Origin of the sequence: Viridibacillus sp. FSL E2-0187, from assembly GCF_038006425.1 — a bacterium.
In the GTDB taxonomy this organism is placed as follows: domain Bacteria; phylum Bacillota; class Bacilli; order Bacillales_A; family Planococcaceae; genus Viridibacillus; species Viridibacillus arvi.
Genome location: NZ_JBBOVG010000001.1, coordinates 1,992,225 through 2,018,113, shown reverse-complemented (window position 1 = coordinate 2,018,113; position 25,889 = coordinate 1,992,225). Strand labels below are relative to the sequence as shown.

25 protein-coding genes and 1 other annotated feature are annotated in these 25,889 nt (G+C 34.7%); of the genes, 18 read left to right on the top strand and 7 right to left on the bottom strand.

Annotated elements, in window-relative coordinates; all coding sequences use genetic code 11:
* Positions 1–50: 50 nt before the first annotated feature.
* The 9 genes from MHH85_RS09755 to MHH85_RS09715 all read left to right on the top strand — a co-directional run bounded on the left by MHH85_RS09755 (position 51) and on the right by MHH85_RS09715 (position 10,150).
* Positions 51–1,418 carry an MATE family efflux transporter gene (locus MHH85_RS09755; protein WP_340706883.1) on the top strand — a complete coding sequence of 456 codons (1,368 nt, stop codon included), beginning with the start codon at positions 51–53 and terminating at the stop codon, positions 1,416–1,418.
* Between the two features lie 572 nt (positions 1,419–1,990).
* Positions 1,991–2,536 carry a helix-turn-helix domain-containing protein gene (locus tag MHH85_RS09750; RefSeq protein WP_340706882.1) on the top strand — a complete coding sequence of 182 codons (546 nt, stop codon included), beginning with the start codon at positions 1,991–1,993 and terminating at the stop codon, positions 2,534–2,536.
* Positions 2,537–2,755: 219 nt separating this feature from the next.
* Entirely contained in the window at positions 2,756–3,754 is a 999-nt protein-coding gene (locus MHH85_RS09745; protein ID WP_340706881.1) for an ABC transporter ATP-binding protein, read from the top strand.
* Complete coding sequence (locus tag MHH85_RS09740) at positions 3,741–4,745, top strand: ABC transporter ATP-binding protein (RefSeq protein ID WP_340706880.1); 1,005 nt, start codon at positions 3,741–3,743, stop codon at positions 4,743–4,745. Before MHH85_RS09745 ends, MHH85_RS09740 begins: the two co-directional genes overlap by 14 nt.
* A gap of 33 nt (positions 4,746–4,778) precedes the next feature.
* Positions 4,779–6,377 carry an ABC transporter substrate-binding protein gene (locus tag MHH85_RS09735; RefSeq protein WP_340706879.1) on the top strand — a complete coding sequence of 533 codons (1,599 nt, stop codon included), beginning with the start codon at positions 4,779–4,781 and terminating at the stop codon, positions 6,375–6,377.
* Between the two features lie 102 nt (positions 6,378–6,479).
* Positions 6,480–7,493 carry an ABC transporter permease gene (locus MHH85_RS09730; RefSeq protein ID WP_340706878.1) on the top strand — a complete coding sequence of 338 codons (1,014 nt, stop codon included), beginning with the start codon at positions 6,480–6,482 and terminating at the stop codon, positions 7,491–7,493.
* Positions 7,493–8,326, top strand: coding sequence for an ABC transporter permease (locus MHH85_RS09725; RefSeq protein WP_193739538.1), 834 nt, complete (start codon positions 7,493–7,495; stop codon positions 8,324–8,326). The genes MHH85_RS09730 and MHH85_RS09725 overlap by 1 nt, the downstream gene beginning before the upstream one ends.
* A 13-nt stretch (positions 8,327–8,339) precedes the next feature.
* Positions 8,340–8,681 (top strand): cupin domain-containing protein, encoded by a 342-nt coding sequence (locus MHH85_RS09720; protein ID WP_193739539.1) that lies wholly within the window; start codon positions 8,340–8,342, stop codon positions 8,679–8,681.
* A gap of 377 nt (positions 8,682–9,058) precedes the next feature.
* A complete protein-coding gene (locus tag MHH85_RS09715) occupies positions 9,059–10,150 on the top strand; it encodes a helix-turn-helix domain-containing protein (RefSeq protein WP_340706877.1) in 1,092 nt (363 codons plus the stop codon).
* Positions 10,151–10,157: 7 nt separating this feature from the next.
* On the opposite strand, the gene MHH85_RS09710 is transcribed toward MHH85_RS09715, so the two are convergent.
* Complete coding sequence (locus MHH85_RS09710) at positions 10,158–10,382, bottom strand: VOC family protein (protein ID WP_340706876.1); 225 nt, start codon at positions 10,380–10,382, stop codon at positions 10,158–10,160.
* Between the two features lie 194 nt (positions 10,383–10,576).
* Positions 10,577–10,821 (top strand) — a binding site (T-box leader).
* 78 nt (positions 10,822–10,899) lie between these two features.
* Here MHH85_RS09710 and MHH85_RS09705 point away from each other — a divergent pair.
* From MHH85_RS09705 to trpA, 6 genes are read left to right on the top strand one after another with little or no spacing between them, the layout of a single operon-like run.
* Positions 10,900–12,273, top strand: coding sequence for an anthranilate synthase component I family protein (locus tag MHH85_RS09705; RefSeq protein WP_340706875.1), 1,374 nt, complete (start codon positions 10,900–10,902; stop codon positions 12,271–12,273).
* A 21-nt stretch (positions 12,274–12,294) separates the two neighbouring features.
* A complete protein-coding gene (trpD, locus tag MHH85_RS09700) occupies positions 12,295–13,326 on the top strand; it encodes an anthranilate phosphoribosyltransferase (RefSeq protein ID WP_340708148.1) in 1,032 nt (343 codons plus the stop codon).
* A complete protein-coding gene (gene trpC / locus MHH85_RS09695; RefSeq protein WP_340706874.1) occupies positions 13,323–14,111 on the top strand; it encodes an indole-3-glycerol phosphate synthase TrpC in 789 nt (262 codons plus the stop codon). Before trpD ends, trpC begins: the two co-directional genes overlap by 4 nt.
* Positions 14,108–14,725, top strand: a complete 618-nt coding sequence (locus MHH85_RS09690; protein WP_340706873.1) for a phosphoribosylanthranilate isomerase — start codon at positions 14,108–14,110, stop codon at positions 14,723–14,725. Before trpC ends, MHH85_RS09690 begins: the two co-directional genes overlap by 4 nt.
* Positions 14,725–15,933, top strand: a complete 1,209-nt coding sequence (gene trpB, locus MHH85_RS09685) for a tryptophan synthase subunit beta (RefSeq protein WP_340706872.1) — start codon at positions 14,725–14,727, stop codon at positions 15,931–15,933. The genes MHH85_RS09690 and trpB overlap by 1 nt, the downstream gene beginning before the upstream one ends.
* Positions 15,929–16,699 carry a tryptophan synthase subunit alpha gene (trpA, locus tag MHH85_RS09680; RefSeq protein ID WP_445684122.1) on the top strand — a complete coding sequence of 257 codons (771 nt, stop codon included), beginning with the start codon at positions 15,929–15,931 and terminating at the stop codon, positions 16,697–16,699. The genes trpB and trpA overlap by 5 nt, the downstream gene beginning before the upstream one ends.
* A 113-nt stretch (positions 16,700–16,812) precedes the next feature.
* On the opposite strand, the gene MHH85_RS09675 is transcribed toward trpA, so the two are convergent.
* The 6 genes from MHH85_RS09675 to MHH85_RS09650 form a co-directional block, all read right to left on the bottom strand.
* Positions 16,813–17,622, bottom strand: coding sequence for a carbonic anhydrase (locus MHH85_RS09675; protein WP_340706870.1), 810 nt, complete (start codon positions 17,620–17,622; stop codon positions 16,813–16,815).
* Positions 17,623–17,770: 148 nt separating this feature from the next.
* A complete protein-coding gene (locus MHH85_RS09670) occupies positions 17,771–18,841 on the bottom strand; it encodes an AbrB family transcriptional regulator (protein ID WP_340706869.1) in 1,071 nt (356 codons plus the stop codon).
* 344 nt (positions 18,842–19,185) lie between these two features.
* Positions 19,186–20,709 (bottom strand): solute symporter family protein, encoded by a 1,524-nt coding sequence (locus MHH85_RS09665; RefSeq protein WP_193740972.1) that lies wholly within the window; start codon positions 20,707–20,709, stop codon positions 19,186–19,188.
* A 5-nt stretch (positions 20,710–20,714) separates the two neighbouring features.
* Entirely contained in the window at positions 20,715–21,107 is a 393-nt protein-coding gene (locus MHH85_RS09660) for a DUF485 domain-containing protein (RefSeq protein WP_340706868.1), read from the bottom strand.
* Between the two features lie 323 nt (positions 21,108–21,430).
* Positions 21,431–22,804: an MATE family efflux transporter gene (locus tag MHH85_RS09655; protein ID WP_340706867.1), complete on the bottom strand. Its 1,374-nt coding sequence runs from the start codon at positions 22,802–22,804 to the stop codon at positions 21,431–21,433.
* A gap of 57 nt (positions 22,805–22,861) precedes the next feature.
* A complete protein-coding gene (locus tag MHH85_RS09650) occupies positions 22,862–23,308 on the bottom strand; it encodes a GNAT family N-acetyltransferase (RefSeq protein ID WP_193739552.1) in 447 nt (148 codons plus the stop codon).
* 109 nt (positions 23,309–23,417) lie between these two features.
* Between MHH85_RS09650 and MHH85_RS09645 the strand changes: the two genes are divergently transcribed.
* The 3 genes from MHH85_RS09645 to MHH85_RS09635 are packed head-to-tail and all read left to right on the top strand — an operon-like array spanning position 23,418 to position 25,652.
* Positions 23,418–24,245: a MerR family transcriptional regulator gene (locus MHH85_RS09645; RefSeq protein ID WP_340706866.1), complete on the top strand. Its 828-nt coding sequence runs from the start codon at positions 23,418–23,420 to the stop codon at positions 24,243–24,245.
* Positions 24,246–24,275: 30 nt separating this feature from the next.
* On the top strand, positions 24,276–25,148 hold the full coding sequence (locus tag MHH85_RS09640) for a hypothetical protein (RefSeq protein ID WP_340706865.1): 873 nt from the start codon (positions 24,276–24,278) through the stop codon (positions 25,146–25,148).
* A 27-nt stretch (positions 25,149–25,175) separates the two neighbouring features.
* On the top strand, positions 25,176–25,652 hold the full coding sequence (locus tag MHH85_RS09635) for a hypothetical protein (protein WP_340706864.1): 477 nt from the start codon (positions 25,176–25,178) through the stop codon (positions 25,650–25,652).
* The last annotated feature ends 237 nt before the right edge of the window (positions 25,653–25,889 follow it).

Genomic DNA, 25,889 nt, shown 5'->3' with positions numbered 1-25,889 from the left:
AAAGTGAGTTTCATCATTATATTTCTCTTTACTTAAGGAGTTAGTATTATATGAATCAACTTAATATAAATAAAACTATATCAAAGCCAATGATGGCTTTTCTTATTCCAGTGATTTTTGCAAGTGTTATTCAATCATTAGGCCAAGTTTTCGGGATAATTGTCGTTGGGCAAACACTTGGAGTGGATTCTCTTGCAGCACTATCTGCCTTTTTTCCATTATTCTTTTTCCTTATCACTTTTGCAGTCGGTATAGGAACAGGAAGTTCGATTTTAATCGGGCAATCTTATGGTGGAGGAAATATGGCGAAAATGAAGGAAGTCGTTGGAGTCACTTTAGCCTTTACGATTGTCATCTCTGTTGTTGGCGCCATTTTTGGAAGTGTCTTTACAGGTGATATTCTTAAATGGATGGGAACACCTAAGAATATTATTGGTGAAAGTGTAGAATATGCTCAAATTTTATTTATTACATTACCTATCACTTTCTTAAATATGGTGTATACAACCTTAATGAGAGGTGTTGGTGATTCCAAAACACCATTCTATTTTTTAATTATTAGTGTAATTTTAAATATTCTATTGCTACCAATACTTATTTTTGGCTGGTTGGGGTTACCGGAATACGGATTAAATGGTGCAGCTTATGCTGCTCTAATATCAAGTCTAATCTCTTTATTACTTCTTATAGGCTACCTGCATAAGAGTAATCACATTCTTAAATTTGATCAAACGATTCTTATTCATTTTCAATTAAAAGGCACCGTTTTAAAAGCATTGTTAAAATTAGCGCTACCATCCAGCATTAGTTTGGTAGCAATGGCTATGTCTGAAATTGCGGTAATCACATTTGTAAATAGTTATGGATCAAATGCAACAGCAGCTTATGGAGTAGCCAATCAAATAGCGAGCTATGTCCAAATACCTGCAATTAGCATTTCAATTGCGATATCTGTATTTGTAGCACAGTCTGTAGGATCAGGGGATATTTCTAAAATAAAGCAAATAGAAAAAATAGGAATTAAATTGAATTATCTTCTTGGTGGCTTGCTAATATTAATTGTCTATTTGCTTTTAAATCCAATTTTAAGAATATTTATAGATAATGGTGAGGCAATTGATATTGCACATAGCCTAATTTTCATTTCATTTTGGAGCTATATTATATTGGGGCATACGCAGTCTATCTCAGCAACAATGAGAGCAACCGGTACAGTTTTATGGCCAACTATATTTACAATCTCGAGTATTTGGCTTATTGAAGTACCTGTAGCTTATTTCCTTTCACATCACACAACATTGCAATTAAATGGTGTATGGATAAGTTATCCTATGGCGTTTATCTTCAATTTCATAGCTCAATCTATATATCAACATTTCTTTTGGAAAAATAAAGTACTAAAAACCCTTTTGCATTAAATTTGAATATTTATCAAATCGATTAAAGGACCAGGGGCAAAAGTTCGCTCATGGTCCTTTAATTTACTATATAGATAATATAAGATTCTTTAACTTGCTAGTCATATATAATAATTAATTGATAAAATACAAACCTCGCTAGTCTATATATTAAAAGCAAAAGCTAGCCACTAAGAAAAAAATAAATAATAAAGTAAGAAAATCTATTGATGCTTTAATGATAATACTAACAAGATCTAGTTTCTTAAATATTCATTATTTTTTAGATATTCGCATGAATTGAATTGACTATGAAAAAATAAGTAACCACAACTTATATCAATATATTTCTTTCCCTTAAAATTATTATAAATGCAGGAGTGGAGGGATATACGGGGTTTTAAATTTTGGTAGGATACTAGTATTAGGCAATTAGATGATAATCTGAAACGTACCCTAGGATCGTTTAAATTTTGACATTATATAACAATGTTATCTTAAGATAACTATATATTAAGAATATTTTTAGTGAAATCATAATAAATTACAGTTATACAGTAATTATTCCACTGTTAAGAGAAAGGAATTAAGTTATGGAAGAAATTTTTCAAAAAATAAAGCAATTAAGATTTGAACAAGGTATGACTTTAAAGGAATTGAGTGAAAAGACAGATTTGTCTGTTAGTTTCTTATCCCAAATTGAAAGAGGAACATCATCACTAGCTATCACATCATTAAAAAAAATTGCTGACGCGTTTGGAGTCAAGATGATTCATTTCTTTGAAGAGACAGGAAATCTAAATTACGCAGTGAAAAAGAAAGATCAAAAACCTTTTAAAATAGAAAGTTCTGATTCTACTTATGTTAGGTTAAGCAATAATTTTATAGATAGAAAAATAGAGCCTTTTCTCGTAACAATAAAGCCTCATCAAAAAGAAAACGAACCATTTAAACATCCGGGTGAAGAGTTTTATTACGTTCTAAAAGGGGCAGTATTATTCACTGTTGACCAGACGGAATATTATTTGCGTGAAGGAGAAGCCATACATTTCCCTTCAAGTCTTCCTCATATATGGGAAAATCCTATAAATCAAGAAACTATATTACTTTCCATAATCACCCCAGTTATTTTTAATTAAACAAATAAATTTCATAATTTAAACACATAGAACCTTAAGATTTCCGTGAGCAAATAAAAGGAAGATAGTGTGCAATAGTTAAAAGGATGTTAATGAAAGACAAATTTAGTGTTATAGATTAGTATGTTAAATTTTCTGAATAATTAGTCTGTTTACCCCTTTAGTATAACTATTCTTTAGCAATCATTTTTAACAATACTTTTGAAAGAGGTGAAACTAATGACATTACTCAAAGTGGAGGATTTGACGATTAAATTCAAGTCACGACAGGGTGTTGTAAAAGCAGTAGATAATTTAAGCTTTGAACTAGCGCAAGGTAGTTCATTAGGAATAGTTGGTGAAAGTGGAAGCGGTAAAAGTGTTACCTCCCTTACAATAATGGGACTTTTACAAAATGCTAATACTGAAATTACTGGAAATATTGATTTTGATGGTTTAGATTTGTTAAAACTCTCGCCTAATGAAATGCGGAAGATTAGAGGGAATTCTATATCAATGATATTTCAAGAGCCGATGACCTCACTTAATCCTTTACATACTTGTGGAAAGCAAATTATGGAACCAATCTTGATTCACCAAAAAGAGGTAAGTAAACAAGAGGCAAAAAAGCATGCAATTGAATTGCTAAGAATGGTAGGAATCCCTTCTCCTGAGCAGCGATTTCAAGAATATCCACATCAAATGTCTGGTGGTATGCGACAAAGAATTATGATTGCAATCGCTTTAGCTTGTAATACCAAACTATTAGTTGCCGATGAGCCTACTACTGCATTAGATGTTACTATTCAAGCGCAAATTCTAGATTTAATGAACAGTCTGAAGAAAAAGAGAGATATGAGTATTATTATGATCACCCATGATTTGGGTGTCGTTAAAGAAATGTGTGAGAAAGTAGTAGTCATGTACACTGGCCAAATTGTTGAGAAAAGTCCAACTGAGTTAGTATTTGCTGATCCTCTTCATCCGTATACAAAAGGACTGCTTAATGCTATACCTAAAATCTCTAATAAAGTGGAAAGACTTGAAGCGATTGAAGGCACTGTCCCAGATGCGTTAAATATGCCAAGTGGTTGTAGTTTTCATCCTCGTTGTAAGTATGCAACAGAGAAATGCACATTGGAAGTTCCAACATTATTTCAACTTGAAGATGGTCGTGAAGTAAAATGCTTTATTTATGACGGATCCGAAAAGGGTGGTGATGTAAATGCTGCAAAATAATACAAATAGTATAGCTACGGTATCAAACGACACTTGCACAGAGAACATTTTAGAGGTTTCACACTTAAAAAAGACCTTTCATATTAAAAGTCCAGATGGAAAAAAAGGCTTACTTAGAGCAGTAGATGATGTATCTTTTACGATAAAAAAGGGTGAAACATTTAGTCTTGTAGGTGAAAGTGGATGTGGTAAAAGTACACTAGGTAGGACGCTACTTGGTCTATATACACCTGATCAGGGATCTGAAATTTTATTTAATGGCGAGGATATTACAAATTTCTCAAAATCAAAACGGAAAAATTTTGCTAAAAAGGCTCAACTGATTTTTCAAGATCCATCTGCTTGCTTAAATCCACGTAGAACCATTAAGCAAATTTTATTAGAACCATTCAAAATTCATAAAATACAAAATGGTGAAGCAAAAATTAAGGAACTAATGGATATGGTTGGTCTAGCAAGTCGTTTCCTCGATAGATTTCCTCATGAAATGTCAGGGGGTCAGAAACAAAGGGTTGGAATTGCTAGAGCATTGGCACTAAAACCAGAACTTATTGTGTGTGACGAACCTGTATCAGCTTTAGATGTGTCAATTCAAGCACAGGTAATTAACTTACTAGAGGACTTACAGAAACAATTGAACCTTACTTATCTATTCATCTCACATGATCTAAGCGTGGTACATCATATTAGTGACCGAGTTGCAGTTATGTATTTAGGTAAAATTGTTGAATTGACTACTCGTGATGAACTATATGAAAAAACGCAACATCCGTACACAAAGTCGTTACTCTCCTCTGTTCCAGATATTAGTGATGAACATCGAGAGAAGATTATTCTTACAGGGGATGTTCCAAGTCCATCTAATCCGCCTGCCGGTTGTCGTTTCCATACAAGATGCCCTGTAGTAATGGATATTTGCAAAACAAAAGAGCCTGACTTTATTCAAACAGGTAGTAAGCACTTTGCATCATGTCATTTGCATATAAAGTAAAAATATAAATTTTTTTATAAAAGGAGAACTTAGATGATGAAAAAAATTTCTTTACTGTCTATTTTATTGGTATTGGTGCTATCACTTTTCGCCTGTAGCAATAATGAAGAAAAAACAAATGAATCTGGAGGCACATCTAACACGGATACAATCGTTATTGGGGTTGCTTCCGACTGGAAAACCTTAGACCCAGCCCGTGCTTATGAAGTGTTTGGGAATTTATATTTCTATGCAACATATGAGAATTTATACACGTTAGAAGGGTCAGAACTTATACCAAAGCCAGCCCTTGCAAAAGAATATACGGTAGACGAATCTGGACTTGTGTATACATTTAAGCTAGAAGAGGGGCGTAAATTTTCGAGTGGTAATGCTGTAACTGCAGAGGATGTTGTATTTAGTTTTAATCGTACAATAAATTTAAAAGATAATGCTTCTGCTCTTGCAAAAGGAGTTGTCAAAGTGGAAGCACTAGATGACAAGACTGTTGTCGTCAATCTTAAGGAAAAGGATGCATCATTTCTTTCAAAACTTACAAGTAATGCCTTTGCTGTTGTAGATAGCAAAGTTGTGAAGGAACAAGGTGGTTCAGATGCAGAAGATGCAAGTACAACTGATGCAGCAACTACTCACCTTGATGGGACATCAGCAGGCAGCGGTCCATATGTATTGAAGAAGTGGACTCCAAATACAGAGATGGTTCTTGAAAAGAATCCGTATTATACGGGTACTGTGAATGCGAGTAAGATAATCATCAAAGAAATTCCGGATCCAAATACACAAATTCAAGCACTTGAAAAAGGTGAAATTGACGTGGCATTAAGTGTTGGACCTGACCAAGTGAAAAACATCAAAGAGGGTGGAAATTCGAAGGTTATATCTTCTCCTACTTCAACTCTATCATTCTTACTAATGAATAATAGTACTGAAATAGGAAAAGAAATGTCGGATCCACTTGTTCAGCAAGCTGTTCGTTACGCACTTGATTATAAAGGCTTCCAGCAATTAGCAGGAGATGGTGCACTATTACCAATGTCATTTGTTCAAGATGGTTTTGTTGGTGCAAAATCTAGACCAGATAATTATCAAAACTTAGAAAAGGCAAAAGAATTGATGAAAAAGGCAGGGTATGAAAAAGGCTTTACCGTACCTCTAACAGCTGCTAATTACGATTCAGAAGGACTTTCATGGGTAACAATTGCTGAAAAAGTAAAAGAAGACCTTGCAAAAATTAATATTAATGTAGAAATTCAAACTGGAGATATTGGGGTTGTTATCGAAGACTATAGAAATGGGAAAACGCCATTCCTAGTTATGCACTGGTCTCCCGATTACTATGATCTAAGCAACCAATTAGCATTTATTCCAGGCGATATTGTAGGAAAACGTGCGAACTGGGAACCTTCAGCTAATGCTAAATTAGTAAGTTTATCTGAACAAGCGAAAGTGGAAATTGATGATACGAAACGTGCGGAAATTTCCGGGAAAATGCAGGAAATAATTGCTGAGAATAGTCCATATGCATTCTTAGTACAGCACCCTAAATCATTTGCTGTAGGTGTCAACCTTGAAGGTGTTACGTATAACGACCTTTATAAATTACGATTAAATGAATTAAAGCTTTCAAAATAATTTTTTACGATCAAACAGCCATTCGTAGGTAGGTAACTATCTACTATAGCATTTAATGAGATTTACTCGGGAGTTGTATTTCAGTTGGGAGTGTGATCCATATTGCTTAGATTTATTGCTAGGCGTCTATTGTTTCTGCTTTTCTTATTATTTGGTGTGGCACTTTTCGTTTTTATTCTTTCGCATTTAGTGCCAAGTGATCCGGTTGCTGCGAATTTGAGCCAAAGTGCATTAAATAATCCTGAAATTGTTGCTGCTTTTAAAGAGAAATGGGGACTAGATCAGTCGCTTTTTAGTCAATTACTTCTGTACTTCCAACACTTACTGACAGGTGATTTGGGTACATCAATACGAACAGGTAGACCTGTGTTTGATGATTTAATGCAGTTCTTCCCGGCAACATTGGAATTATCGATAGTAGCGATGGTGATTGCCTTAGTATTAGGTATTCTATTTGGAACAATCTCTGCAATTTTCAGAAATAAGGCTATTGATCATATCATTCGTACTGTTTCTATTAGTGGGGTATCTATACCAAGCTTTTGGTTTGCTTTAATCATGCTCAATATTTTTTCTTCAGTTTTAGGCATTACGCCTGGACCTGGACGAATTGATACACGAACAACAACTCCTGAAGGGGGAACAGGATTACTTTTACTAGATTCATTTATTAGTGGGAATTTTCAATTATTCAGTGATGTTGCTATGCACTTGATTCTGCCAGGAACGGTGTTAGGATTCTTTACTATGGGATTAATTGCTCGTCAAACAAGATCCAATTTGCTTGAAGTGTTGTCAATGGATTACGTACGTACAGCTCGTTCTAAGGGTCTGAAGGAATCTGCAATTATCGTTAAACATGCAATTTCCAATGCAATGATACCGGTCATTACAGTAGCTGGAATAGGGTTTTGTAATTTACTAGGTGGAATGGTACTAGTTGAGAATATCTTTGCTTGGCCAGGAATTGGACAATATGCCTACCTATCTGCCGTTTCACTCGATTTCCCAGCTATATGCGGCGTCTCATTATTAATTGCCTTTATTTATGTTGTTATTAATCTACTAATTGATATCCTTTATGGGATTATTGATCCGAGAGTGAGGTATAAATAATGAGAAAATTTAGCTCTTTTATCTCTCAAAAAGGATTTCTTTTTAAACTGGGATTATTAATTTGTGCATTTTGGATTATCGTTGTCATTTTTGCACCATTAATCGCTACGCATAGCACAACTGCACAAGAATTATCCATTCGATATCAGCCACCAAGCTTTTCACATTTCTTTGGTACCGATGAGTTGGGGCGTGATGTATTCTCACGTGTTATGTATGGCTCTAGAATTTCTTTATCAGCAGGTATTATTACCGTGATAATTGCCTTTTCTTTTGGTATTTTCTTTGGGGGAATAGCAGGATATAAAGGAGGGAAAGTGGACGAAGTTATGATGCGTTTCTCAGAGCTAATTATGGCATTTCCACCACTAATTTTAGCGATGGTAATCGCAGCAGCACTTGGTCCAAGTATCATAAACTCAGTAATTGCAATGGCCATTATATGGTGGCCAAATTATGCGAGATTAATGCGTTCACTGGTTATCTCCTTAAAAGAAAGCGAGTATGTTACTGCTTCTCGCGTGATGGGTGCTTCACATATTCGTGTTCTATTTTTAGAAATTTTACCGAATAGCTTTGGTCCATTATTAGTTATGGCAACACTTGACCTGGGGAATGCAATCTTGATGTTTTCTGGATTAAGCTTCCTTGGACTAGGAACACAGCCGCCTACACCTGAGTGGGGTTCAATGGTATCAGATGGGGCAAAGGTTATTCAAAATTGGTGGGTATCTACCTTCCCAGGGTTAGCAATTTTCTCAATTTCTATTGGTGCTAACTTCGTAGGGGATGGTCTACGAGACTTCTTGGATCCAAAACTCCAAAAAGAATAGGTGGTAAAACGGAATGGAAAAAATTAACGTTAATCAAGTCGAGCCCATTGGCATGCCAATTTATGAAATGAAGAAACTTTTCACAAAACAGGGGAATTTTCAAGAAGTGAGCATGAGTGTAATTTCTCTAACACCTGGCGAACGAATTCCTACTGTTGGCATGAGCTGTCATGATGAAGATGAGTATTCTTATATTTTCAGAGGAGAAATAGAAACATACTGTAATGGTGAATACAGTGTGGAAAAGGCTGGAGATGCAACACTAATCCCCTCTGGCGAAGAGCACTGGTGTGTTAATAATAACAGTGAACCATGTATGCTCGTTTGCTTTATGGTGAAAAAAGCTGAATGTTAATAGGTGCTTACAAATTTGTCCAATAAGATATGCAATAGTTTTTTTCTCAAATTTTAATGAAGGTTGAAGAAATAGATTGGCTTGCTACAGGTGATTTAAAATATTTAAAGGCGCTAGTGATAAAAAAATTAGCAAGTGATATTTTAAATCGATTAAAGTAAAACAATAAATATGGCTTTCATAATAAACTCAACTAATTAGATTAGTTGAGTTTTTTTACTGAAAAAGATAATACGAACAAGATCTAGTTCACTAATTAATCATTATTCTTTAAGACATTCGCATCGATTCAATCTAGAATAAAAAATAATTAGCAACCACAACTTATATCAAAACATCATTTTCCCTTTCAATTATAATAAAAGCATGAAAGGAGGTTGAACAATTTGATGCAGGAGATGATAGACTGGATTGAAGATCATTTATTTGATGATTTTTCATTAAAGAACTTAGGGAAAGATATGGGTTATTCACCCTATTACTGTTCTTTTACGTTTCATAGAATGGCGGGTATTAGTATTAAAAAATATAGGGCACTTAGAAAGATATATCTGGCTGCAATTGAACTTGAAAAAACAGAACAAAAAACAATTGAAATTGCTTTCAAATATGGGTTTTCATCTCAGGAGGCTTTTTCAAGAGCTTTTAAAACTACATTTGGTATCAATCCAAATGCCTTTAGAAAAAATCCTTCACCACTACAGTCTTATGTGAAACTGAATATGAATGGGGAAAAGGGAGGTTTTATAATGGATATTTCACAGAAGTTAAAGATTGAAAATTTACAAAATAAAATGAATGAGCAATTCGACAAAGATATTTTGAATGTCTTAAATGGGCAGATGATGTATGAAGAGTTTTCTAAACATCACTTAATGGGGCAAAGTGATTATGTTCCTTTTAATGAAGCCATGTGTTCGAATAATACATGTTATCCAATATTCAGTGATGAATTTAAAAAGTTAAGAGCTTTAGGCCATGAAGTGTCTTTACAAGATTATGAGAATATCACGATTAACTCTTTAAAACCTCTATTTGTAAATCAATACAAATGTATCGTTTTATGGTTTGGTGAGGACATGTTCTGTCAGATGAATTTGCTAACAATGCTGGCGTATTTGGACCAAGTGAATTATAAAGGAAAAGTATTCTTCCATATGGTTAATGAATTGACTTATGATGTAGAAGAGATTGAAGTAATACCAGCAGGTTACAAAGAAATATACCAACAAGTATTGATCCAACATCAACTTCCAAAAGCTCAAGTATTGCCTGTTACATATCAAGGTATTAGACTATATTTGGAATATTTAAAAGAAGATAATGAAATCACAGTTTACATAAAAAAACATCTAGAAATGTCACAAGGTGAATTACTAAAAAACTTGTTTCATTTGTTTCCTAATTATGGTTTAGGGGATACGCAATATTTAAAAATGATAAAAAAAATAAAAGAAGAAAAAAGTTGATGTAAACCTAAAATAGGCTTGGCATATAATGAAATAGCGCTGAGTCTATTTGATTTTCAAGAGAAGTATTTCCTTCCTCAATCGTTAACTGTTCTCCACTATTCCTAACACTTAATACTCTGTAACCTTCAGCTTTATAAACTACTTTAAACCCTAATAATTCTTGATACCATTTGCTAGATTTTTTAATATCACTTACTGGTAAACATATAGTGACAATTCTTTCAATCATATAACATATCACATCTTCTGAAATCTATTCTCCATATTATTTATTACCCCTTTATAAAAATGGATGTATTCTTATAAATTTCATTTGACATTTAAGAATTCAAAGTTTAATATAAAACTTAACAATTTTGTTCGGGATAGGTAGCAGGTTTCGGGAGCGAGACCACCTTTAGAACAGTTGAGATTAGCATAGCAGAGAAATTGAAGAGTAAGAGTAGTAGTATAGGTATGGTAGTGTAGAGAGTCAGTGGCGGGTGAAAACTGATCTATCTCCTATATGAATGGACTTATGAGAGCTATTAAGAACAGAAGTGTCTTACTTCTAATTATTAGTAGACGTCTAACCTACGTTATGGGTAGTATCTTTTTGATACGCTAAGTGGGAGCATATTTATAATGCTTCAACTTGAGGTGGCAACGCGGTGAATATCGTCCTCTTGAAAGGAATTTTCCTTTTGAGAGGACTTTTTTTATGCAAAATTTTTTCATAATGAGTTGAGCAGAGGAGAGAAATGGTTATGAGCAAAGAGAAATTGAGTTATAGAACGACAGTGAAGAAATTAGCAGGTGATACGTTAACACCGATATTAATATTTAATCGATTGAAAGGACAGCGAAAATTTTTGTTGGAAAGCTCAGCAAAATCCGAAGAATCAGGACGCTATTCGTTTATTGGAGAGAACCCTTTAAAATCATATAGTGGTAGTGGGCAAAAGTTAATTGAACAACAATTCACAACAGGTAAAACATACGAGTATACGGGCGATTTATTGACTCAATTAAAACGATTGATTCCTAGAATTACAGAACAATCTGCCTTCCCTTTTACTGGTGGTGCTGTTGGTTATATTGGGTACGGTGCAGCAAAGAAGGATTCTATATTAGATGACGAGCTCGATCTGCCGGAAGTGAATTTTCAAATCTATGAAACAATTATCATTTTTGATCATTTGGAAGATGTCGTCACTATTATGCATACTGCTGTGAACCCAGAACAAGAGAAACCAGATTTAGAAGCTATAGCAGTGGAAATTTCGAATGGCAATGAATTAATAGATGAAGACTATCATTTAAGTGAATTTCAAAGCAATGTGACAAAAGAAAAATTTGAAAGCCAAGTTCAGCAAGCGTTACAACATATACAAAATGGTGATGTCGAGCAAGTGGTACTTTCTCGTCAGCTAGTTGCCAATTTAACTGGAAATCCATTTTCAATTTACCGAAAATTGCGTAAACAGAACCCATCACCTTATATGTACTATATGGAATTTGATCAACATATTTTAATCGGGGCCTCTCCGGAAAATGTAGTTAGTGTTTCCGATCACATTGTGAAGGTAACTCCAATTGCGGGAAGTGTTCGTCGCGGCCAATCAATAGATGAAGATGAACATCAAGCAAGGAAGTTATTAAATGATCCGAAAAAAATTACAGAGCATAACATGTTGCTTGACGAGGCTAGACAGGAATTAACCCATATATGTGCACCAACTACAGTACGAGTGAAAAACTACATGGGAATTGTTCGATTCGAACACGTCATGCACCTAATGTCAAATATCGAAGGCAAATTATCACCAGTACTTCATGCTCTAGATGCGCTTTCAGCAACATTCCCAACAGGAACTGTGACGGGAAAACCAAAGCACTTGGCAATGGCTATTATTGATGAAATTGAAACAACTCATCGTAGTACTTATGGTGGAGCCATTGGTTATATCGGTTTTAACGGAAATATAGATTTTGCTATTACGATTCGATCTATGCTTGTGAAAAACAATAAAGCGTATATTCAAGCAGGAGCAGGAATTGTTAAAGATTCAATTCCTTCTAATGAGTTTGACGAGACGGAAGCAAAGGCAAAGTCATTAATCTCTTTCCAAGGTGAATGAACTTACATGAGGAGTGGCATGATGAAACAATTTATAAAAATGGTAGAGAACAATCAACATTTATTATTTGATGAAATGCTTCAAGCATCAACGCTAATGTTTCAAGATGAAACAGCTTTGCATGAGATTCAGGCATTTTTAATCGCATTAGCGAAAAAAGGCGAGACTGCTCATGAAGTAGCAGCACTTGCGACCGTTATGAAATCTTTTGCTCTAGAGGTAGCTGCTCCGACTGCAAGATATATGGATAATTGTGGTACGGGTGGAGATGGCGTGAACAGTTTTAACATCAGTACAACTGCAGCATTTGTGATGGCTGGTGCAGGAGCGAAGATTGCAAAACATGGTAATCGAAAAATCTCTAGTGCTGCTGGAAGCTCTGATGTACTTGAAGCACTAGGTATTCATACGGATTTATCAGTTGATGAAACTGTTGAACTATTAAATACACATGGAATAGCCTTTCTATATGCACCAAATGTCCATCCGAAACTAAAAAGAATTGGTCAAGTGAGACGCCAAATTGGTAAACCAACGATATTCAACTTAGTAGGGCCATTAACAAATCCAGTCACATTAGATACGCAGTTTACAGGAATTAATAGACCTGAATTCACTATGGAGTATGCAGCTGTCATGAGGATGCTCGGTCGAGATCGCGGAATTGTCGTAACTGGAGCTGGAGGTATGGATGAAGCATCGCTTGCTGGCCAAAATGATTTTGTTTTAGTAGATCATGAAGATTTAATACCATTTTCATTAACACCTGAAGATGTTGGTTTAAAATCTGCACCCCTTGAAGCAATTCGTGGAGGTAATGCAGATGAAAATGCGGTCATTATGCGCACATTACTAAGTGGTAAACGGGATGCATATTTTGATACGGTTGTTTTCAATGCAGCTATTGGCTTATTTGCATACGGATTAGTGAATCGCATTAAGGATGGAGTAGATCTAGCAATTGACACTATTTTATCAGGCAAAGCTTTAGAAAAGTTAGATGCTGTAGTGGCATATAGTGAAGCTCGTAAAAAACAGGAGGTTATAAAATGACGATTTTAGATCGGATTTTAAGAGAAAAAGAAAATGAGGTTCTAAAATTACTACAAAACCCTCCAGAAAAAATCAATGAACCAATTAAAAGACCATCTCTTTTTGATGCACTGTATCAAAATAAACGACTACAAGTCATTGCTGAGATGAAACGTGCCTCTCCTTCTAAAGGGTTAATAAATGAAGTTGCCAATCCAGTGGAGCAAGCTAGTATTTATGAGCGAGCTGGAGCAGCTTGTATATCAGTGTTAACTGACAGTCCTTTTTTCAAAGGATCATTCGAAGATTTGAAAGCAGTATCTAAAGCTGTTGGGATTCCGCTTTTATGTAAAGACTTTATCATTCATGAAGTACAGATTGATCAGGCAAAAGCTTCAGGTTCTTCAGTTATCTTATTAATCGTGGCAGCTTTACAACAGGAGAGATTAGAAACGCTCTTTGAATATGCAAAAAAAGCTAAATTAGAGATTCTTGTAGAAGTACATAATACGGATGAACTTCAACAAGCACTTAAATTGGATGCAAGATTGATAGGTGTCAATAATCGTGATTTAAAAACATTTGAAGTAGATTTAGCACGTACTGCTGAGATTGCAGACATTTTCCCCTTCCATGAAAAACGAGTATTGATCAGTGAGAGTGGAATACAATCATCACAGGATGCAGATATTGTAGCAAATCTTGGAGCGAGTGCCATTTTAGTCGGAGAAACATTAATGCGAAGTGGCGAAGTTGCACAAACTTTAGCATCTTTCAAAGTGGAGAAAGGTGTGGAAATACAATGACGAAAGTAAAAATTTGTGGTCTACAAGAGCCTGAGCATATACAAACAGCAGTTTTGGCAGGAGCTGATGCCATTGGCTTTGTATTTGCACCGAGTAAACGCCAAATATCAATTGAAAAAGCTAAAGAACTTGCCAAATTCGTTCCAAAAGGTGTACTTAAAATCGGCGTTTTTGTTGATCCAACACTTGAAGAGTTAGAGCAAATTGTAGATGCAGTACCTCTTGACTATGTGCAGTTTCATGGACATGAAACACCTGAATATATAGAGAGTTGTCAGTTTCCTTCTATTAAAGCATTAGCAGTTAAAACGGTTGCTGATGTAGAAAATGGCTTAAAGTATAATACCGACTATTTATTATTCGATGCCCCAGGAACTGATTTCAAAGGGGGAAGTGGTATGTCATTCGATTGGCAGCTCCTACAAGGACATGGCATTTCAGAAAATCGACTCATTTTGGCAGGCGGTCTAAATCCTTCTAATGTAGGTGATGCCATTAATCGCGTTAAACCATATATGGTAGATGTCTCAAGCGGTGTAGAAGTGAATGGACGAAAAAGTAATGAGTTAATCAAGGCATTTATTCAAGTAGTAAAAGATGAGGAGAGATCTTAATGGTAAAAGCAATCGAGCAAGAGCAAACAGGACGTTATGGTAAATTCGGTGGTCAATACGTTCCCGAAACATTGATGACTGCATTAATAGAATTAGAAGATGCCTATAAGGAAGCTCAACAAGATCCTGCTTTCTATGATGAATTAAATTACTATTTAAAAGATTATGTAGGGCGTGAAAATCCACTTTATTATGCTGAGCACTTAACTAAGAAACTTGGCGGTGCGAAAATCTATTTGAAACGGGAAGACCTTAACCATACAGGTGCTCATAAAATTAATAATGCATTAGGGCAAGCACTACTTGCTATGAAAATGGGGAAAAAGAAAATTGTTGCTGAAACGGGTGCCGGTCAACACGGTGTAGCTACTGCAACTGTATGCGCCCTATTTGACTTAGAGTGTATTATTTTCATGGGAAAAGAAGATGTCAGACGACAAGCGTTAAATGTTTTCCGTATGGAATTACTTGGTGCAAAAGTAGTTTCTGTCGATCAAGGAGCTGGTACGTTAAAAGATGCAGTAAATGAAGCACTTCGTTACTGGGTAGCAAATGTAGAAGATACTCATTATATTTTAGGTTCTGCTCTCGGACCACATCCATTTCCTCAAATTGTACGTGATTTCCAACGTATTATTGGACTTGAAACACGAAAACAAATTGTTGAAAAAGAAGGTAGATTACCAGATGCTATCGTAGCGTGTATAGGTGGAGGTAGTAATGCAATCGGTATGTTCCATCCATTTGTAGATGATGAAGATGTTAAACTTTACGGAGTAGAGGCGGCAGGTAGTGGCCTTGAGACAGGTTTACACGCAGCTGCTATTGCAGATCAAAAAGAAGGTGTATTGCACGGAGCATATATGTATGTGTTGCAAGATGATAATGGCTTTATTCAAGAAGCACATTCTATATCTGCTGGCTTAGACTATCCAGCTGTTGGACCGGAACATTGTTATCTACATGATATCGGTAGAGTGAAGTACGATGCTGTAACAGATCAAGAAGCATTAGAAGGTTTGCAATTATTATCCCGAACAGAAGGAATTATACCAGCACTAGAAAGTTCACATGCAATTTTCTACGCAGCCAATCTTGCAAAGGAAATGAGTAAGGACGAAATTTTAGTCATTTGCTTATCAGGTCGTGGAGACAAAGACGTACAAACTGTTCGAGATGCATTAGGAGGGAATAATAATGGCAATTAAAACATTACAAAAAGTAGTGGAGGCAAAAGTAACAGAAGGTGAAAAAGCGTTTGTTGCTTACATTATGGCAGGAGACGGGGGACTAGATTCCCTTCGCGAACAGATATTATTTTTACAAGATAGTGGTGTAACTGCTATAGAGCTAGGTATTCCATTTACAGATCCGGTTGCAGATGGACCAGTCATCCAAGAGGCAGGACTTCGTGCACTAGAAGCCGGAGCTAACCTACGAAATATTATTAAAACTATTTCTACATTTAAAGAAGAGATTCACACTCCGCTTGTAGTAATGACTTATTTAAACCCAATCATTGCATATGGAATTTTGAATTTCATTAAAGCATGCGAACAAAGTGGAGTAAGTGGCCTTATCATTCCTGATTTACCTTTAGAAGAATCTACTATAATCACAAATGAATTACAAGGTACAGATATTGCACTTGTTCAGCTCGTATCATTAACAAGTCCACAACAACGTATTGAAAAAATCGCTAAATCAGCAGAAGGATTTATATATGCTGTTACTGTTAATGGTACAACTGGTGTGAGACAAGAATTTACAGAGCAGCTTGAACAACATTTAGCTAATTTGAAAATAGTAAGTAAAGTACCGGTACTTGCAGGGTTTGGTATTTCAAATGCACAGCAAGTGAAGGAAATCGGTGCTATGGCAGATGGTGTCATCGTAGGTAGTGCCATTGTTCAAGCTTTCCATGATGGTAATAATAAACAAATAACAGAGTTGTTACGTAATCAGCCTGTGTAAAATGCAAACCCCCTTACAAAAAATATGTAAGGGGTTTTTGTTCATGAAGTAAAGTTGTTTCAGGATATACCTAAATTAAAGAAGGCTATTAGTCGAAATGAATTTAGTCTGTATTATTCAACCACTTTTCTATTATTGAGAGATTGAACAGGTCTGTTGTTATGTGGGATTATAGCTTTAAATGCCTCAATTTGTTCTTTCGACATTTCAATGGGTTGTTGCATAATTGACCATTTAACACCTTCTGAACAAGGAGGTGTAGTTAAAGAACCACTGTATCGATAAACTTTTTTGTCAGTAGGTAATAATTTAGCAAGGTTTATAGTATTACTTAAAGGAATATCTGCTTCTGTAATATTAGATGGTAGTTTTGACCAAATATCGGTTAGTAATTTATTTTCATTACCAGCATTGATAAGTAATCCGAGAACCGCCTTGTCTCCTTTGCTATTTTCATGAACAAGATGAGCCTCCATTGCAAAATGTTGGCCATTAATTTGATGCTCGCTAGGTGTATGGAAGTGTATTCTTAAAAATGTGTATTTTTCACCGTCTATTACTATCGAGTTTTTTCCAGAATCATCAGTAGCTTGTATATTGTGTCCGTCATTTCTCAGTTTAAATAGTGTCGGCTGATAGTTTATTTTAATATCACCTAAAGATTTGTCCAATACAACGTCTTCAAGATCAATGTTGATTGGAGATTGCTCTTTTCCATTGCCACACATTGAAAATGAGGCATCTAAACTTCCCCATTTATTTGGGCCGGTATCACCTTCATAAGACCATTCTATTGGTTGCGCTGTTGTTGCAACTTTGTCTTCTTCTAGCTTTTTTTCTGGTGCATAAGTTAGAGAACCATAAACGGCTACTGAGATACAGGCAGATGCTACAAATATTCCGATAAATTTCTTGATTTCCATCAAACTTCACTCCTTTTTGCAGAAGCTAATGTCTTTTAATAAGTTGCTTCTTACAAACAAGGTAACCATAATTTGCAATTATTAATTGAAAGATTGTTAAAAAGTGAAAATATTTTTTAAACTTCAAATAAATAAGTCAAACATGTTATCAACTGTTCAGATGTTTATTTTGATAACGTCTTAATACAAACGTCAAAAACGGTGGAATAAGTATATAGATATAAAGCATGCGAAACACTTGATATATAGTTATTGTAGAGACATCCGCTCCAACCTCGTGCGCGATAATACCCATTTGATCCATACCACCTGGAGCTAGACTTAAAAATCCAGTCATTATGGATGTATTCTCTAAACTAACCATTACAAAAACACTTAATAAAAATGTAATAACAATTAGTAATAAGCTGCTTGCAAATGCTAATGTAAACATCCGCTTCTTATGATGTAAATTTTCTAGCTTTAACAATAAACCAATATGTGTCCCTACAAGTATTTGACAAATGCTAAGTACACCATTCGGCAGAGGAGAAGCTTGTAAAAATGTTACATTGCATAGAAGTGTAACTATAATTGGACCAAGTATATAAGGAGCAGGAATATGAAGCTTTTTGGATGCTAGCATTCCTAAAAAGCAAAGTATGGCAAATAGAGATAAAGTAACATAGTTAATATCACTAACTGTTTCTGCATTAAAATGATTAGAGGATTCGGATTGTATCCAGGGCAAATGAAGAACAATTGGCACTAAAAAAACAACCATAATTACACGGATAGTATGAAAGAAAGTAACGGTCGTCATATCTATACCATCCATCTCTTCTGCATAGATAAGAATTTGAGAAAGCCCACCTGGCACACTACTTGTTAGAGCAGTCGGGTAATCCATATGACCAACTTTGGCGACAATAAACGCAAAAACAATGCTAATAATAAAAGTAACAGTCGTAATTCCAAACATCACCGGAACATGCTGTACCATATCAACTAAAATATCCGTTGTAAAAGTACTTCCAAGTGAATAACCAATTACTAGTAAACCAGCATTCCGAAAAGTCTTAGGCCACTTAAGTTGCAAATGAAATACCTTAGTAGCAATTAATACAGATGTCATCGGACCAAGTAAATAGGGAACCGGGGCATGAATAAGTTGAAAGAGTAATACACCAAATATGGCGATAACTGCAGTCAGTATAACTTGAGTTGTAGTATTGTTCATAATCAAAATCCTTTTCGATTAATATGTGCTCTATTTATTATGACTGATACTACTGATTATAATAAATCTTTCTATTGAAAACTATTGTAGTAACTCAATATATACTAGATGAAAAATAAAATAAGGGAGTGATAGTGACAGTACTGTAGTATTTATTTTTTTAGGTAAAATATATCTTCCTGAAGAGTAAATGATCTTAATAGATAAATTAAATACAAAATAGTCGTTAACGTTACATAAGATTGAAGACATTTTAAAATTATGTATCTAGCAACAAAAAACAAAAAAACTGCTACTAGCAAGCTAGTAAGCAGTTTTTCGTAAGTTGAAAGTCGAAAGATAGATTATTTTATGCCAGTATTTGCTTTAACTGTAACTTCAGCATATTTACGAGCATCAGATTTAGCACCAACTAATGATCCAATCCAGCCTGCAAGGAAACCAGCAGGAACAGAAATGATTGCCGGGTTAGTTAATGGGAATAAAGCAGTACCAGTAAAGATTGCAGTACCTTCTGGATTCCAAAGGTTAGGGCTCACTACTACAAGTACTAGAGCAGTAACAAGACCAGTGATCATAGCAGCCATTGCACCAGTTGTATTGAACTTTTTGTAGTAGATTGTGTAAATGATAACAGGTAAGTTTGCACTTGCAGCAATACAGAATGCTAAAGATACTAAGAACGCTACGTTCATTGTTTGAGCACCTAAAGCTAAAATGATAGAGAATACAGATACTCCGATAGAAGCAAGACGAGCAGCCTTCATTTGCTCTTTTTCTGTAACTTTACCTTTTTTGATAATTTGTCCATAAATATCATGGGCGAATGCAGACGCACCAGATAATACAAGTCCTGCTACAACAGCTAAGATTGTTGCAAATGCAACCGCACAGATGAATGACATTAACATGTCGCCACCAAGTGCTTGAGCTAGAAGTGGTGCAGCCATGTTACCAGCAGCATTTGCACCGATAATTTTCTCAGAACCAACGAATGCAGCAGCACCGAAGCCTAAGAAAATAGTTAAGATGTAGAAAATACCAACGATCCAAGTTGCATATACAACTGAACTACGAGCAGTTTTTGCATCTTTTACTGTGAAGAAACGCATTAAGATATGTGGTAAACCAGCAGTACCAAGAACAAGGGCAATCATCATAGACATAGTATCTACGCCATTTGTATATTTAGCACCTGCAACTAAGTAACCTTCTCCATGTGGAGTTGCTGTTTTCATTGTATTAAACATTTCAAGAACATTAAAGTTGAATTTCCATAGAACCATTACCGAAATAATAACTGTACCAATCATTAATAGAACGGCTTTAATGATTTGAACCCAACTCGTTGCAGCCATCCCGCCCCAAAGAACGTAGATTGTCATCATAACACCAACAAGAAGTACAGCAACCCAATAATCAATACCTAATAATAATTGAATAAGTCCGCCTGCACCAACTAGCTGTGCAATCATGTAGAATAATACAATTACAATTGTACTTACTGCAGCAGTTCCACGTACTTTCTTTTGATCGAAACGAGCAGTAATCATATCTGCTAAAGTGTAACGACCAAGGTTTCGTAATGGCTCAGCTACGATATATAACACAACTAAGTAAGCTACTAAGTAACCAATACTATAGAAGAAACCGTCAAATCCAAATAAAGCAATTGCTCCAGCGATCCCTAAGAATGATGCAGCTGATAAGTAGTCACCAGCAATCGCAATACCATTTTGCCAGCCAGTTAATCCGCCACCCGCTGTATAGAATTCACTAGCTGAGTTTGTTTGCTTCGATGCAAGGTATGTAACGAATAGAGTTAAACCTACTATTGCTACGAAGAAAGAAATACCTATTACACTCATACCCATTAGTACTCACCATCCTTTGCTTTCTCAATAATCGATTCTGCTTCTTGGTCAAATTTGTTTGCTTTACTCACATAAGTCATACATAAAATCCATGTCATGATAAATTGAGCCAAAGCAAAAACCCAAACCAATGTAATGTCACCAATAACTTTGACATTCAATACTTTTGTGAATGATGTTAAGACTGGTAAAGTGAAGTAGAAGAGTAAGAAAAAGATTGAGACCGGTACGATAAATGAATTCTTCTTTTTTACCAATTTCTTAAAATCTTGACTATCAGCAATTGCTACAAAAGCATCAGCTGTAATCTCTTTATTACGTTTCTTAGATGTTTTATCAGAAGAATCTGAATTCTTAACACCTTCGAGAACGCTTTCAAGTTTGTGATCCATAAAATTTCCCCCTTTATAAAAGTAAGAGTTAGCAGTGATTACCAAAAACCCTTGAGATAATCATATTCAAATTTGTCTAAAATAGCAATCTTTTTCTATGAAAAAATTAAAAAAATTCTATATTATGTTGATTTTTTTCTTTATAAATCAAAAATATCCTAATTTCAACATCAAATTTAGATGAAGAAATTAGGATATTTGCAAAAATAACGCATGATTATTACCTGAAATCATGTAAAAATAACATAACTGCTAATTCGGTAGTTCAATTGTAGTGTCATATTAGAAAATATGCGTTTAAGCGAGTAATTAAATATATTTAATTACGAAATAATGGGTTTTTCGCCTGTATTCCCCAATTCTTTTTCCGGTAAGACATTACGGAAAAGTTTTTTAACTATTAATAGAGCAATTATTGTTAGTCCTTCAGCTAAAGGGAAAGCTAACCAAATAAATTGGGATCCAAAATATTTAGGTAAAATCCAAAGTAATGGTAAAAATAATACAAGACTTCTCGCCATAATGATAAACATAGATAAGCGAATTCGCTTAATAGATTGATAATATTCGGCCATAATTAAGTTGAAACTCAAAAATAAATACCCTATGAAGAAATAGGAAATACCTTCTTTTGTAAAAGCAATCACCTCTGAATCTTTCACACCGAATAACGCAATCATTGGATCTGCGAATAACCAGCCAATTAGTAAGACGGCTGCACCAAACCCAACACCTGTTATTAAACCAAGTTTTAAAAAGGATTGTAAGCGGCTATACAGCTTGGCACCAAAATGAAAACTTACGATCGGTTGTAGGGCGGCACCTATTCCAAGGAAAACCATTAAGAAAACAACATGTAAGTAATTGACTACGGCATATGCAGTTACACCGATTTCACCAACGAAATGGCTAAATGTAATATTATAAGCCACGACTATAATTGCTGCAGACCCTTCAACAACAAAACTTGGTGAACCTATTTTCAGTATTTCTACCATCGTTTTATAATCAATGGAGAATTTAACAAATCTAAGTACACTTTCTTTGCGCACAAAATGATACATTAAGACAATGACACCAACTACTGTAGAAAGTACAGTTGCATAAGCTGCTCCAGCTACACCCATATCCATCATGAAGATGAAAATGTAGTTGAAAACGATGTTTAATACTGAAGTGGTAATTAATCCAAACATAGCTAGTTTTGGGTTACCATCATTACGGATGAAAATACTTAGAATATTCTCTAATACATAGACAATACCAAAGAGTAAAATAACATGTAAATAATCTTCTACATAATGAAGAATTTCATCACTGGCTCCAAATAAGTAAGCAATTTCTTGTTGCTTCCATAAGCTGAAAACTACTAAAACGCCAACAATTGAAATAGCTAACACAAATGACTGTGTAAAAATCGAACGAGCTTTAGCTATATTTCCTTGACCTATAGAAATGGAATATAACGTAGCTCCTCCCATGCCGATCCATAAAGAAATCGACAAGAGAATAGAGAAAATAGGTACAGCAATGTTAACGCCCGCAAGTGCGTCTGGACCAATCCCATTACTAACAAATATGCCATCCACTAAAATATTGATAGACATTAAAAGCATCCCTAAAAGAGAAGGGAATAAATAAGATGCAAAAACCTTAGGCACCGAACTATTTTGTAACTTAAAAGTTGAATCTGACATTAATAATACTCCTTAACACGGAGAAGCACACATTTCCGTTTATAATGTGGGGTTAAGCTATACAGCTTTAACCATAACCTTCTCGTTGTGAACATCTAGTTCACCATTAAATTCAAAACCAAATTTCTTATATAAATGAATTGCTCCAGGATTATCTTCATATACACTTAAATATATTTTTTGACAATTAAATTCATTTGTTAATTTCTCGATTAATGCTTGAAGCATAATCTTTCCTAACCCTTGTCCTTGGAATTTAGCATCTATAAGGAAACGATCTAACCAAACTTGATCTCCATCCTCATTTGGGAAATATCCATACATCGCAAAGCCAACTAACTTGCTATCTGCGAATAATCCAACAGGGTGGTAATGTAAATCTTCTTTTGCTTCTTGCAAACATTCTTGAGGTGTTTCAATGAAACCTTTTTGCTCTTTAGCCACACTTAATTTCAAGATGGCACTTTCATTTTCTTGCGTTACGTCATGAATCTCTATACTCATGACTATCAGTTCCCTTCAATAGAAAAAAATTCTTTTTACTTACCATTGCACGTGGTATATTAGCATGATAAGGTATACGGTAACCGTATAGTCAAGGGAGAAGACTTAAATGAGCGAAAATTTACGTAAATACTTCACTACTGGTGAATTTGCAAAAATCTGTCATGTTAAAAAACAAACGCTTTTTCATTATGATGACATTGGATTATTAACACCTGAAATCAAAACTGCAAAAGGATATCGATATTATTCTTATCAACAATATGAAGTTTTTGCAGTCATAGAGCTATTAAAAGAGCTGAAAATGCCGTTAAAAGAGATAAGAGCATTTTTACAAAATAAAACCCCAATGGAATCAATTGAATTATTAGAACAACAAGCGCAATTGATCGAGAAAAAAATTGAAAACCTTACTCATCTAAGAGAAATACTTGATACTAAAATAGACATTACAAAAAACGCATTACAGACAGACTTTGAAAGTATTTCATTAGTGTATTCTGAAGAAGAGTTGCTATTAAGAAGTGACAGTACACTCGACACTACAGACAAAGAATTTCTAAAATCGGTTTCCAACTTTATCAACTATAGTGATAACTATGAGTTATATAGTGGCCATCCAATCGGTGCAATCCTACACAAAGATAAAATAATGGAGAGAGATTTTGAGAATTATTCATATTTATACACTAAAATGAAGAAAGGTTGGCAGGGAGAGAACATTTGGACGAAACCATCTGGCTTTTACATCGTCGGATATCATATAGGCGATGAAGTCAATATTTTTGAAACTTATGATAGGTTGATTGCGTATAGTATAGAGCATCAGTTACAATTAAAAGGCTATTCGTATGAAGAATATATTTTAGATGCAGTATCAGTTAATGGCATTGATAATTACGTTACTAAAATAATGATAGAAGTTGAAAAAAGTTGATATCCATTGGCGTTATGGGGGATACATCAGATGACTGTACAAATTCAACGACCATCGGATATACCATTACTAGCAGTATTTTTAGAAATGATGAACAATCAGAAAGAACATCATATAGGCTTTTGTAGTTTAGAACGTCACACTATCCATTCCAAACTTACTTATTATTTCTCTGATTTGCCATTAAAAGAATCATTCGTAGTCGCTTATGATCAAGGAGAAATTATAGGAGCACTTGGTTTTGATGTCTATATGAATTTAAACAAAGCAAAAGTTTGTGGACCGTTTGTTAAATATCCAAGCAAATATCCTTATTTAGCAGAAAAGATGTGGCTGGCCCTTAATAGGAACATGCCGACAGAACTGCGAACATTTGAATTTCTTGTAAATGAAAATAACTATAGCATTCGCCAGTTACTATTAAAGCTACAAGCAAATGAAATGAAACGAATGTATTTAACAAAGGCATTGAAAGATTCTGTGGAAAACTATATTAATGAAGAAACATCTGAAATACAATTGAATGTCCACCCTTTTTATGTATCATTTTGTAAGTTCTTACAAATCGGAGAAGGTGAATGGAAAAAGTTCACATCTACTTTAAATGAGGACCAAAGACTATTTTTCTACATAGATGAAGTACAAAACATTTCGGGGTATTCATATGTAAGAGTTGAACCGATGCACTATTTAGGAGAAATTCACCATTATACATTTAAGAGCTTACAGAAAGAAAAGTGTACTCAGTTATTAAGGAAATCATTAATGCATATCTTTTCCTATCATCCTTTTAGGCAAACTGAGTTATTTATAGAAGTGGATGAACCGATGGATATTTTTACAGATGCAGGTTTTAAAGTAACTGATGAAATGATTTTTTATCAATTTATTAAAACGACTTAATAAGTCAGTTTAAGGTGGGCGGTTTTGTTGTCAAAGAAAATATTCATATTAACAGGGGCACTATTAATTTTTGTACTAGTAGGGTATTATTTTTTAATTGTGCATTCCGATATAACAAGGCATGCAGAACGAATGATTGAAGCTGAAATTCCTAAGGGAGCTGTACTTGTATCTAAAAGTGATAGACATAAACAGTTTAAAACAAACGGAGAATTTTATGCTGAATACCTTTTGAAGCCAAAGCAAGTAAAAAGATTTAAAGAATCAATTGCAGAACAAGACAAGTGGCAACCTTTACCTGCTAGTAAAGAGTTTCAACAATTAGTAGCTAAGCAAATTCAACACGCTCTACCAACTGATGAACATACCGGGAATTACTACTTTAATAACAATGAGAATGACGACTCTGTTCAAGATATTATGAATAGTGAGACGTACAACTTTACAGTAGCCATTTTAAATGAACAGGCTGGTAAGCTGTATATTTTGAAAAAAGTAAGGTGAAACGGATAGGATGAACTTTAACTATACCACCGTTATTGAATACAATTTAGTCTATTTCATACTGTGACTAGCATTTATGAAAAAACGACTTCATAGAAATAGCTTAGAACGACTTTCTAATACTAGAAGTAGGGAAGTAACTTTACTTTTTAAAATATAACTAAGACTGCTTAAATACTATAGCAGTCTTTTTTGTTTTCAAAAGTATGAAAATTCTATACTATAAACTGTATAGTA

Bases quoted from the DNA above. Each gene is read 5' to 3' on its own strand.
- MHH85_RS09755 (WP_340706883.1), top strand. From the start codon at position 51: ATGAATCAACTTAATATAAATAAAACTATATCAAAGCCAATGATGGCT.
- MHH85_RS09750 (WP_340706882.1), top strand. From the start codon at position 1,991: ATGGAAGAAATTTTTCAAAAAATAAAGCAATTAAGATTTGAACAAGGT.
- MHH85_RS09745 (WP_340706881.1), top strand. From the start codon at position 2,756: ATGACATTACTCAAAGTGGAGGATTTGACGATTAAATTCAAGTCACGA.
- MHH85_RS09740 (WP_340706880.1), top strand. From the start codon at position 3,741: ATGCTGCAAAATAATACAAATAGTATAGCTACGGTATCAAACGACACT.
- MHH85_RS09735 (WP_340706879.1), top strand. From the start codon at position 4,779: ATGATGAAAAAAATTTCTTTACTGTCTATTTTATTGGTATTGGTGCTA.
- MHH85_RS09725 (WP_193739538.1), top strand. From the start codon at position 7,493: ATGAGAAAATTTAGCTCTTTTATCTCTCAAAAAGGATTTCTTTTTAAA.
- MHH85_RS09720 (WP_193739539.1), top strand. From the start codon at position 8,340: ATGGAAAAAATTAACGTTAATCAAGTCGAGCCCATTGGCATGCCAATT.
- MHH85_RS09710 (WP_340706876.1), bottom strand. From the start codon at position 10,382: ATGATTGAAAGAATTGTCACTATATGTTTACCAGTAAGTGATATTAAA.
- MHH85_RS09705 (WP_340706875.1), top strand. From the start codon at position 10,900: ATGAGCAAAGAGAAATTGAGTTATAGAACGACAGTGAAGAAATTAGCA.
- trpD (WP_340708148.1), top strand. From the start codon at position 12,295: ATGAAACAATTTATAAAAATGGTAGAGAACAATCAACATTTATTATTT.
- trpC (WP_340706874.1), top strand. From the start codon at position 13,323: ATGACGATTTTAGATCGGATTTTAAGAGAAAAAGAAAATGAGGTTCTA.
- MHH85_RS09690 (WP_340706873.1), top strand. From the start codon at position 14,108: ATGACGAAAGTAAAAATTTGTGGTCTACAAGAGCCTGAGCATATACAA.
- trpB (WP_340706872.1), top strand. From the start codon at position 14,725: ATGGTAAAAGCAATCGAGCAAGAGCAAACAGGACGTTATGGTAAATTC.
- MHH85_RS09675 (WP_340706870.1), bottom strand. From the start codon at position 17,622: ATGGAAATCAAGAAATTTATCGGAATATTTGTAGCATCTGCCTGTATC.
- MHH85_RS09670 (WP_340706869.1), bottom strand. From the start codon at position 18,841: ATGAACAATACTACAACTCAAGTTATACTGACTGCAGTTATCGCCATA.
- MHH85_RS09665 (WP_193740972.1), bottom strand. From the start codon at position 20,709: ATGAGTGTAATAGGTATTTCTTTCTTCGTAGCAATAGTAGGTTTAACT.
- MHH85_RS09660 (WP_340706868.1), bottom strand. From the start codon at position 21,107: ATGGATCACAAACTTGAAAGCGTTCTCGAAGGTGTTAAGAATTCAGAT.
- MHH85_RS09655 (WP_340706867.1), bottom strand. From the start codon at position 22,804: ATGTCAGATTCAACTTTTAAGTTACAAAATAGTTCGGTGCCTAAGGTT.
- MHH85_RS09650 (WP_193739552.1), bottom strand. From the start codon at position 23,308: ATGAGTATAGAGATTCATGACGTAACGCAAGAAAATGAAAGTGCCATC.
- MHH85_RS09645 (WP_340706866.1), top strand. From the start codon at position 23,418: ATGAGCGAAAATTTACGTAAATACTTCACTACTGGTGAATTTGCAAAA.
- MHH85_RS09640 (WP_340706865.1), top strand. From the start codon at position 24,276: ATGACTGTACAAATTCAACGACCATCGGATATACCATTACTAGCAGTA.